The 8,096-nt window shown below is 67.9% G+C and carries 10 protein-coding genes; all 10 read left to right on the top strand.

The window, feature by feature from the left end:
- The first annotated feature begins 11 nt into the window (after positions 1 to 11).
- The 10 genes from hpf (at position 12) to PV764_RS08815 (ending at position 7,997) form a co-directional block, all read left to right on the top strand.
- On the top strand, positions 12 to 338 hold the full coding sequence (hpf, locus tag PV764_RS08770; protein ID WP_046274055.1) for a ribosome hibernation-promoting factor, HPF/YfiA family: 327 nt from the start codon (positions 12 to 14) through the stop codon (positions 336 to 338).
- Between the two features lie 21 nt (positions 339 to 359).
- Positions 360 to 812: a PTS sugar transporter subunit IIA gene (locus PV764_RS08775; protein ID WP_019185404.1), complete on the top strand. Its 453-nt coding sequence runs from the start codon at positions 360 to 362 to the stop codon at positions 810 to 812.
- Positions 809 to 1,759 (top strand): HPr(Ser) kinase/phosphatase, encoded by a 951-nt coding sequence (gene hprK, locus PV764_RS08780; protein ID WP_019185403.1) that lies wholly within the window; start codon positions 809 to 811, stop codon positions 1,757 to 1,759. Before PV764_RS08775 ends, hprK begins: the two co-directional genes overlap by 4 nt.
- Entirely contained in the window at positions 1,756 to 2,646 is an 891-nt protein-coding gene (gene rapZ / locus PV764_RS08785; protein ID WP_421116488.1) for an RNase adapter RapZ, read from the top strand. Before hprK ends, rapZ begins: the two co-directional genes overlap by 4 nt.
- Positions 2,647 to 2,843: 197 nt before the next feature.
- Positions 2,844 to 3,236: a PTS sugar transporter subunit IIA gene (locus PV764_RS08790; RefSeq protein WP_019185401.1), complete on the top strand. Its 393-nt coding sequence runs from the start codon at positions 2,844 to 2,846 to the stop codon at positions 3,234 to 3,236.
- The gene (locus PV764_RS08795) at positions 3,229 to 3,498 is read left to right on the top strand and encodes an HPr family phosphocarrier protein (RefSeq protein ID WP_019185400.1); all 270 of its coding nucleotides are present in this window, start codon (positions 3,229 to 3,231) and stop codon (positions 3,496 to 3,498) included. Before PV764_RS08790 ends, PV764_RS08795 begins: the two co-directional genes overlap by 8 nt.
- Before the next feature lie 59 nt (positions 3,499 to 3,557).
- On the top strand, positions 3,558 to 5,267 hold the full coding sequence (gene ptsP, locus PV764_RS08800; protein ID WP_046274054.1) for a phosphoenolpyruvate--protein phosphotransferase: 1,710 nt from the start codon (positions 3,558 to 3,560) through the stop codon (positions 5,265 to 5,267).
- A 220-nt stretch (positions 5,268 to 5,487) separates the two neighbouring features.
- On the top strand, positions 5,488 to 6,849 hold the full coding sequence (gene mgtE, locus PV764_RS08805) for a magnesium transporter (RefSeq protein WP_019185398.1): 1,362 nt from the start codon (positions 5,488 to 5,490) through the stop codon (positions 6,847 to 6,849).
- A gap of 13 nt (positions 6,850 to 6,862) precedes the next feature.
- Positions 6,863 to 7,129 carry a hypothetical protein gene (locus PV764_RS08810; RefSeq protein ID WP_046274053.1) on the top strand — a complete coding sequence of 89 codons (267 nt, stop codon included), beginning with the start codon at positions 6,863 to 6,865 and terminating at the stop codon, positions 7,127 to 7,129.
- Positions 7,130 to 7,196: 67 nt separating this feature from the next.
- Positions 7,197 to 7,997 carry a prolyl oligopeptidase family serine peptidase gene (locus PV764_RS08815; RefSeq protein WP_421116489.1) on the top strand — a complete coding sequence of 267 codons (801 nt, stop codon included), beginning with the start codon at positions 7,197 to 7,199 and terminating at the stop codon, positions 7,995 to 7,997.
- Positions 7,998 to 8,096 lie beyond the last annotated feature (99 nt).

The raw sequence follows: 8,096 nt of genomic DNA on the forward strand, positions 1-8,096 counted from the left end.
GGAGAAACCCGATGCACATCGAGACGTTTGGCAAGGACCACCTTGAGATCACCCCGGCTCTGAACGAGTACGTGGAGACCAAGCTGGAACGGCTGAGGAAGCATTTCGACCAGCACTGCGAGGTCCGCGTGCAACTGTCGATCCGCAAGCCGGAGCACCATGCCGATGCGAGTGTGAATGTTCCCGGGCAGACTCTGCACGCGGACGCCAGCGGCCCCACCATGTATGCGGCAATCGACATCCTGGCCGACAAGCTCGACCGCCTGGTCATCAAGCACAAAGAGAAAAAGCAGCAGCACGCACCGCAACCGCTGCCGGTGGGCGACAATGAGGGCTGATGCCCTCGTTTCCACCCCGACATGCCTCTGACTGATCTTCTGGCGGCCGTCCGCACGCAAGTGCTGCCGGCCGCCGATCGCGACAGCGTGCTGATGGCCGCAGCCCGCCTGCTGGCCTGCCGCGAAGCCAACGCCGAGCTGCTGTACCAGAACCTGTGCCAGCGCGAGACGCTGGGCAGCACCGCGATCGGCCACGGCATCGCCATCCCGCACGGCCGTGCCCCGCTGCTTGAACGCCCCCGCGGCGCGCTGCTGCGGCTGGAATCGCCGGTGGAGTTCGGCGGCGATGAGCCGGTCGATCTGGTCTTCGCGATTGCCGTGCCCGCGCACTACACCCATCAACACCTGATGCTGCTGTCCGAGCTGGCCGAGCTGTTCTCCGAGCCGGCCATCCGCCAGGCGCTGCGCGAAGCGCGCGACGGCGACGCGCTGCGTCGGGTCATCGAATTCCCCCCGCCGGCGAGTGCCGCATGAATACCAGCATCACCGCGCGCGAACTGTTCGAACAGCAGCGCGACCGCCTGAGCCTGCGCTGGGTCGCCGGCCAGCAGGGCGAGCGCCGTGAGCTGGAGGCCGGCAACAAGGTCTCCCGCCGCCCGTCGCTGGCCGGGTACCTCAACGCGATCTACCCCAACAAGGTGCAGATCCTCGGCACCGAAGAGCTGTCCTGGCTGGATTCGCTGGACTCGCGCCAGCGCTGGGAAACGATCGAGCGGATCATGCAGTCCCATCCGCTGGCGCTGGTGATCACCCGCAACCAGTCCTGCCCGGAAGACCTGCGCGCGGCTGCGGACGAATCGCAGACCCCGCTGTGGATCTCGCCCAAGCGTGGCCACGAGCTGCTCAACCACCTCTCCTACCACCTGGCGCGCACGCTGGCGCCGCGGGTGATCCTGCATGGCGTATTCATGGAGATCTACTCCATCGGCGTGCTGATCACCGGCGAAGCGGGCTCGGGCAAGAGCGAGCTGGCGCTGGAACTGCTCAGCCGCGGCCACCGCCTGGTGGCCGACGATGCGCCCGAATTCACCCAGATCGCCCCCGACGTGCTCGACGGCACCTGCCCGGAGCTGCTGCAGGACCTGCTGGAAGTGCGCGGCCTGGGCGTGCTCAACGTGCGCGAGATGTTCGGTGACACGGCTGTAAAGAAGAACAAGTACCTTCGGCTGATCGTCCACCTGACCAAGCCGATGACCGAGCCCACCCCTTACGGCTATGAACGCCTGACCGGCGACTCGGGTACCCGCCACGTGCTGGACCTGGATGTGCCGCTGATCACCCTGCCGGTGATGCCCGGCCGCAACCTGGCCGTGCTGACCGAAGCCGCCACGCGCCTGCACATCCTGCGGACCAAGGGCATCGACCCGGCCGCGATGTTCATCGCCCGCCACAGCAACATGTTGGAACGTCGCACGCCATGACCACCCCCGCCTCCGCCCCGACCGCCGCCACCCTGATCATCGTCAGTGGCCTGTCCGGTTCCGGCAAGACGGTCGCACTGAAGACCTTCGAAGACCTGGATTACTACTGCTCGGACAACCTGCCGATCGACCTGCTGCCGGATTTCGTGCGCAGTCTGCTGGGTGATCCGGGCCGCGAAGCGCCGCGCCGGCTGGCAGTCGGCATCGACGTGCGCGCGCAGAGCGATTTGACCCAGCTCTCGCACTGGCGCGAAGACGCCAAGGCCGCGGGGCTGGATGCGCAGCTGCTGTTCTTCGATGCCACCGATGAAACCCTGCTCAAGCGCTACGCCGACACCCGGCGCCGCCATCCGCTGAGCCAGCTGGGGCTGTCGCTGCCCGAAGCGATCGCCCGCGAGCGTGAACTCACCGCGCCGCTGCGCCGTGCCGCCGATGCGGTGATCGACACCAGCAGCCTCAACGTGCACCAGCTTCGCCGCAAGGTGGTCACCGAATTCGCGCTCGCCCACGGCAACAAGCTTTCGCTGCTGTTTGAATCGTTCGCCTACAAGCGCGGCGTCCCCGCCGAGGCCGACTTCGTGTTCGACGTGCGGGTCCTGCCCAATCCGCATTGGGACCCGGAGCTGCGCCCGCTCTCGGGCCGCGATGCCGGCGTGCGCGAGCACCTGGACGAGCAGCCCGACGTACAGCGCTACGCCGGCCAGCTGGTCGATTTCCTCGACACCTGGCTGCCACGGCTGGGCAATGACACCCGCAGCTATGTCACGGTCGCCTTCGGCTGCACCGGCGGCAAGCACCGCTCGGTCTACATGGCCGAGCGCATGGCCCGCCATGCCCGCGACCAGGGCTGGCCGGAAGTGGCCACGTTCCATCGCGAACTCGACTGAAAACGGCATCGCCGGCGGCCGCCGGCACGTATCGGGGCCGGGCGTGGCGACATGCCTGGCCGAACCTCGACGCGGCCTCTCCCCATCGCCCTGTCCTGCGCCGACCCGGGACAGGTCATCGACACGCTGAACCGCGGAACACAGCAGTCTTTCACGCGTGCTATCGCCAATTCATGTTGACCTGTTAACGTTCGGCAATGACCTGTGGCATTCTCCTCGTAACTCATCCCGGTGTCGGCACGGCCCTGCTGGACGTGGCGACCCGTCTGCTGCGGCACCTGCCGCTGAAGACCGAAGCTTTCGAAGTACCGTTCGACGCAGATATGGACGTCCTGCTCCCGCTCGCCTCGGCCGCCTTGCGCCGGGTGGACAGTGGCCAGGGCGTGCTGATCCTGACCGACCTGTACGGCGCCAGCCCCAGCAATCTGGCCGGGCAACTGGCTCGTCTGGGCACCCCGGCACGCCGGGTTTCGGCGCTGAGCCTGCCGATGTTGATGCGGGTGATGAATTATCCGGAACAGGGACTGGATCAACTGCCTGCCACTGCCGCGGCAGGCACTCGCAATGGAGCGATTGTCGACGATGCTTGAACGTGAACTCACTGTTTCCAACCGCCTGGGCCTGCATGCCCGCGCCACTGCCAAGCTGGTGCAGGAGCTGGCGCCTTTCCGCTGCAACGTGACCATGGCCGCCAAGGGCCGTGAGATCAACGCCAAGAGCATCATGGGCGTCATGCTGCTGGCCGCCGGCCAGGGCACCCCGGTCACCGTGCGCATCGACGGCGAGGACGAAGCCGCCGCGATGGACGCGGTGGTGGCCCTGTTCGAACGGCGTTTCGACGAGGACAACTGAGCATGGGGGGGCAACCGCGACCGGGATCCTCCGCACCGGCCCGGACCGCGTCCGGGGCGATGCTGTTGTCCGGGCACGGTGCCTCGCGCGGCAACGCCCTGGGCCGCGCCCGGGTGCGCCTGCCGCACGCCCTGGAAGTGGCCGAGCAGCGCATTCCGCCGGCCAAGGTCGAGGCTGAACTGGAGCGCCTGCACGTGGCCGTGGAAGCGGCCCGCGGCGAAATGCACGATCTGCGCCAGCGCCTGCATGGCGCGCTCAACCAGGAAGTCGGCGAGTTCCTCGACCTGCATGCGCTGCTGCTGGATGACCCCGAACTGCTGTTCGGCCTGGACGAGCTGATCCGCAGTGGCCCCTACAGCGCCGGCTACGCGCTGCGCGTGCAGCGTGACCGCCTGGCCAAGGTCTTCGATGGCATGGACGATGCCTACCTGAAGAGCCGCATGGACGATCTGGACCATGTGATCGGGCGCATCCATGCCTTCCTGCAGAAGCGCCCGCCGGACGTCAAAGGCATGGCCGGCGAGATCCTGATCTGCGACAACATCGCCCCGTCCGAGCTGGCCCAGCTGCAGGCCCACGGGGTGGTCGGCATCATCACCGCCGGCGGCAGCGCGCTGTCGCACAGCGCGATCCTGGCGCGCAGCCTGCACCTGCCGTTGATCGTCAACGTGCCGAACGTGCTGCAGAAGGTCGCCGATGGCGACGTGCTGATCATGGATGGCAGCGACGGCACGGTGACCATCAACCCGCAGGCACCGGACCTGCGCGATTACCGCGTGCGGCTGCGCGAGCATGCGCGCGAACAGCGCGAACTCGGGCGCCTGCGCACCAAGCCCAGCCGCACCCGCGACAACGTCGACATCGCGCTGCTGGCCAACGCCGAATCCAGCGAAGACGTCACCCAGGCCCATGCGCTGGGCGCGCACGGGCTGGGCCTGTACCGCACCGAATTCCTGTTCCTGCAGCGCAACGAGCTGCCCGACGAGCAGGAGCAGTTCGAGACCTACCGCGATGCCGCGTTGGGCATGAGCGGACGGCCGGTCACCATCCGCACCCTGGACCTGGGCGCGGACAAGGCCGACCGCACCGGGCTGACCCTGAGCAACGAAGAGAACCCGGCGCTGGGCCTGCGCGGCGTGCGCCTGTCGCTGGCGCGGCCGAAGGTGGCCGACACCCAGCTGCGCGCGATCCTGCGCGCCTCGGCCTACGGCAAGCTGCGCATCCTGATCCCGATGGTCAGCACCCGCGAGGAGATCCTCGCCGTGCGCCGGCGGCTGGCCAAACAGGCCGAGCTGCTGCGCGCGGAAGGCCACGAAGTGGCCGAGCACATCCCGTTCGGCGCGATGATCGAAGTGCCAGCCGCCGCGATCGCGCTGGAGAGCTTCATCGATCTGGTCGACTTCCTCTCGATCGGCACCAACGACCTGGTCCAGTACCTGCTCGCCGCCGACCGCAACAACGAGGCGGTCGGCGAGCTGTACTCCCCGCTGCACCCGGCGGTGGTGCGCCTGCTGGCGCATATCCTGCGCACCGGCCAGGCCTACAACATCCCGGTGGCGGTGTGCGGCGAGATCGCCGGCGACCCGCTGATGACGCGTCTGCTGCTGGCGCTGGGGCTGACGGAATTCAGCCTGCACCCGGGCACCCTGCTGGAAGTACGCCGCGCGGTGCGCGACAGCGACCTGTCCGTGCTGCAGGCGATGGCGCCCAAGCTGCTGCAGGCGCGCGACCGGCGTGGCATCGAACGCTGGATCGAAAAGGCCCGGTAGTGCCGGCCGCTGGCCGGCTCCGCATGAACCTTCGGATCGGTATGCGTGGTTGCCGGCCAGCGGCCGGCACTACCGTCGTTGAATGCGTGCGTCCCACGCGCATCGCCGTCTGCGCCCTACCCGATTGACACACAAGCACGCGATAATGACGCGGTGACCACCGCCCATGCCGCATCCTCCACCGGATAGCGGCCTTTTTCTTTTTCCGCAGGAGCTGCGCATGGCCGAAGCCGTACGCCACGACAAGACGGCGCGCCAGCTGCGGCTGTTGTCCGATGCACTGGACAGCGGGCGGTTGGGTCCGGTCCGTCGGTTGGTCAATACCCTGGCGCCGGCGGAAATCGGCAACCTGCTCGAATCGCTGCCCCCGGGCAAGCGCGAGATTGTCTGGGGCCTGGTCGATCCGGAAGACGATGGCGAGGTGCTGGTCCACGTCGGCGAGGAAGTCCGCGAAAGCCTGCTGGCCGACATGGACCCGGACGAGATCATCGCCGCGGTCGAAGACCTGGACATCGATGACCTTGCCGACCTGGTCGAGGATCTGCCGGACACGGTCATCGACGAAGTCCTCAAGTCGATGGACCGCGAGAACCGCGAGCGGCTCGAGCAGGTGCTGTCCTATCCCGAGGACAGCGCCGGCCGCCTGATGAACCCGGACGTGGTGACCGTGCGCGCCGACGTCAACGTCGACGTGGTGCTGCGCTACCTGCGCCTGCGCGGCGAACTGCCCGACCACACCGATCACCTGTTCGTGGTCAGCCGCCGCCATCAGTACCTGGGCCGCCTCTCGCTGGCCGCGCTGGTGACGCATGAGGACAACACCCCGATCAACCGCTTGATCGATGACGAACAGCCGGCGATCGACGTCGGCGAGAGCGCCGATGAAGTCGCGCGCCAGTTCTCCGATCATGACTGGGTCTCCGCCCCGGTGGTGGACGACAACAACATCCTGCTCGGCCGCATCACCATCGATGACGTGGTCGACATCATCCGGTCGCAGGCCGAGCACCAGGCGCTGGGCGCCGCCGGTCTGGACGAAGAAGAAGATCTGTTCTCGCCGATCAAGCGCGCCGTGCGCGGCCGCGTGGTCTGGCTCGGCATCAACCTGTGTACCGCGTTCCTGGCGGCCAGCGTGATCGGCCAGTTCGAGCTGACCCTGCAGAAGGTGGTGGCGCTGGCCGTGCTGATGCCGATCGTGGCCGGCGTGGGCGGCAATGCGGCCGTGCAGGTGCTGACCCTGATGGTGCGCGGCATCGCCCTGGGCCAGGTTGGCCAGAGCAACGCGCGCATCCTGCTGTGGAAGGAATCGCGCGTCGCGCTGATCAACGGCACCCTGATCGGCACCGTGGTCGGCATCATCGCCTACCTCTGGTTCCACAGCTTCCTGCTGTCGCTGGTGATCACCCTGGCGCTGATCATCAACTTCTGCGCCGCGGCCCTGGCCGGCGTGCTGCTGCCGCTGCTGCTCAAGCGCATGAACGTCGACCCGGCCGTGGCCGGCACCGTGGTGGTCACCGCCGTCACCGACGTCATGGGCTTCTTCAGCTTCCTCGGCCTGGCCACCCTGATCCTGCTGCACTGACCCTGGACCCCGCATGGCCGTGACCCTCGACAATTATTTCGTCCCCGGTTGGCGTGACGCGACGTATACCTGCGCTGCCTGCGAATGGCAGGGCAGCGCGCGGCAGATGCCGATGGAACTGCACGAAGACGAAGCCCAGTTCGACTGCCCGCAGTGCGAGAACCCGATCCTGCTGGTGGTCCACCCCAGCCTGGCCCAGGTGCAGGCGGCAGCCGCCGAAGGCCACCCTGAAGCCATCGAACAGCTGGACATCCTCGCCGCGGCGCCGCGCCCGGACTGATGCACTGCAAGATGCTCCGACACGCTACCGGGCCTAGACTGAAATCGATTTCAGACAAGGCACGACAATGGCGCGACGTTGGAGTGGATGGCTGCTGTGGGCAGTGGCGATGATGACGGTAGCCGGCTGCGCGAGCACTCCGGCGGCCTCCGGCGGCCAGTTCGTCGGCCGTGCGGTCAAAGTGGATGGGCAGACCGCGTATTACCAGGTGTTCGTGCCGCGCAATGCAGCGGCCTCACGTGGCGAACTGCCGGTGGTGCTGTTCCTGCACGGCTCGGGTGAACGGGGGCGCGACGGCCGCCGCCAGACCCAGGCCGGGCTGGGGCCATACCTGCGCCAGCACGCCTCCACCTTCCCCGCGCTGGTGGTGTTGCCGCAGACGCCGAATGACCAGGAGTGGTCGGGCGAGAACAACCGCATCGCGCTGGCTGCACTGGATGCCGCCATCGCCGAATTCGGTGCGGATCCACAGCGCCAGTACCTGACCGGGATGTCGATGGGCGGCTACGGCAGCTGGAACATCGCGCTGGCCGAACCGACCCGCTTCGCCGCCATCGTGCCGATCTGCGGCGCAGTGCTGGCGCCGCGTGCAGTGCGCCCCACCCTGTTTGTGGAGGACGTCGCCCACGAGGCCGATCCGTACGCGGCCATCGCCCAGCGCCTGCGCAACGTCCCGATCTGGATGTTCCATGGCGCGCTGGACGACGTGGTGCCGCCGGATGACGACCGCAAGCTGCACGCCGCGTTCCAGCAGGCCGGCGCGAAGGATGTGCGTTACACCGAGTATCCCGACGGCAACCACAACGCGTGGGACGCGACGTATGCCGATGCAGCGATGTGGGAATGGCTGCTCGCGCAGAAGCGGTAATGGCATTTTCGGTAGTGCCGGGGGGGGGGGGGCGGCGCCCCCCCCCCCCCCCCCCCCGCCCCCCCCCCCCCCCCCCCCCCCCCCGCCCCCGCCCCCCCC

Source organism: Stenotrophomonas sp. AS1 (assembly GCF_048957655.1).
In the GTDB taxonomy this organism is placed as follows: Bacteria; Pseudomonadota; Gammaproteobacteria; order Xanthomonadales; family Xanthomonadaceae; genus Stenotrophomonas; species Stenotrophomonas bentonitica_A.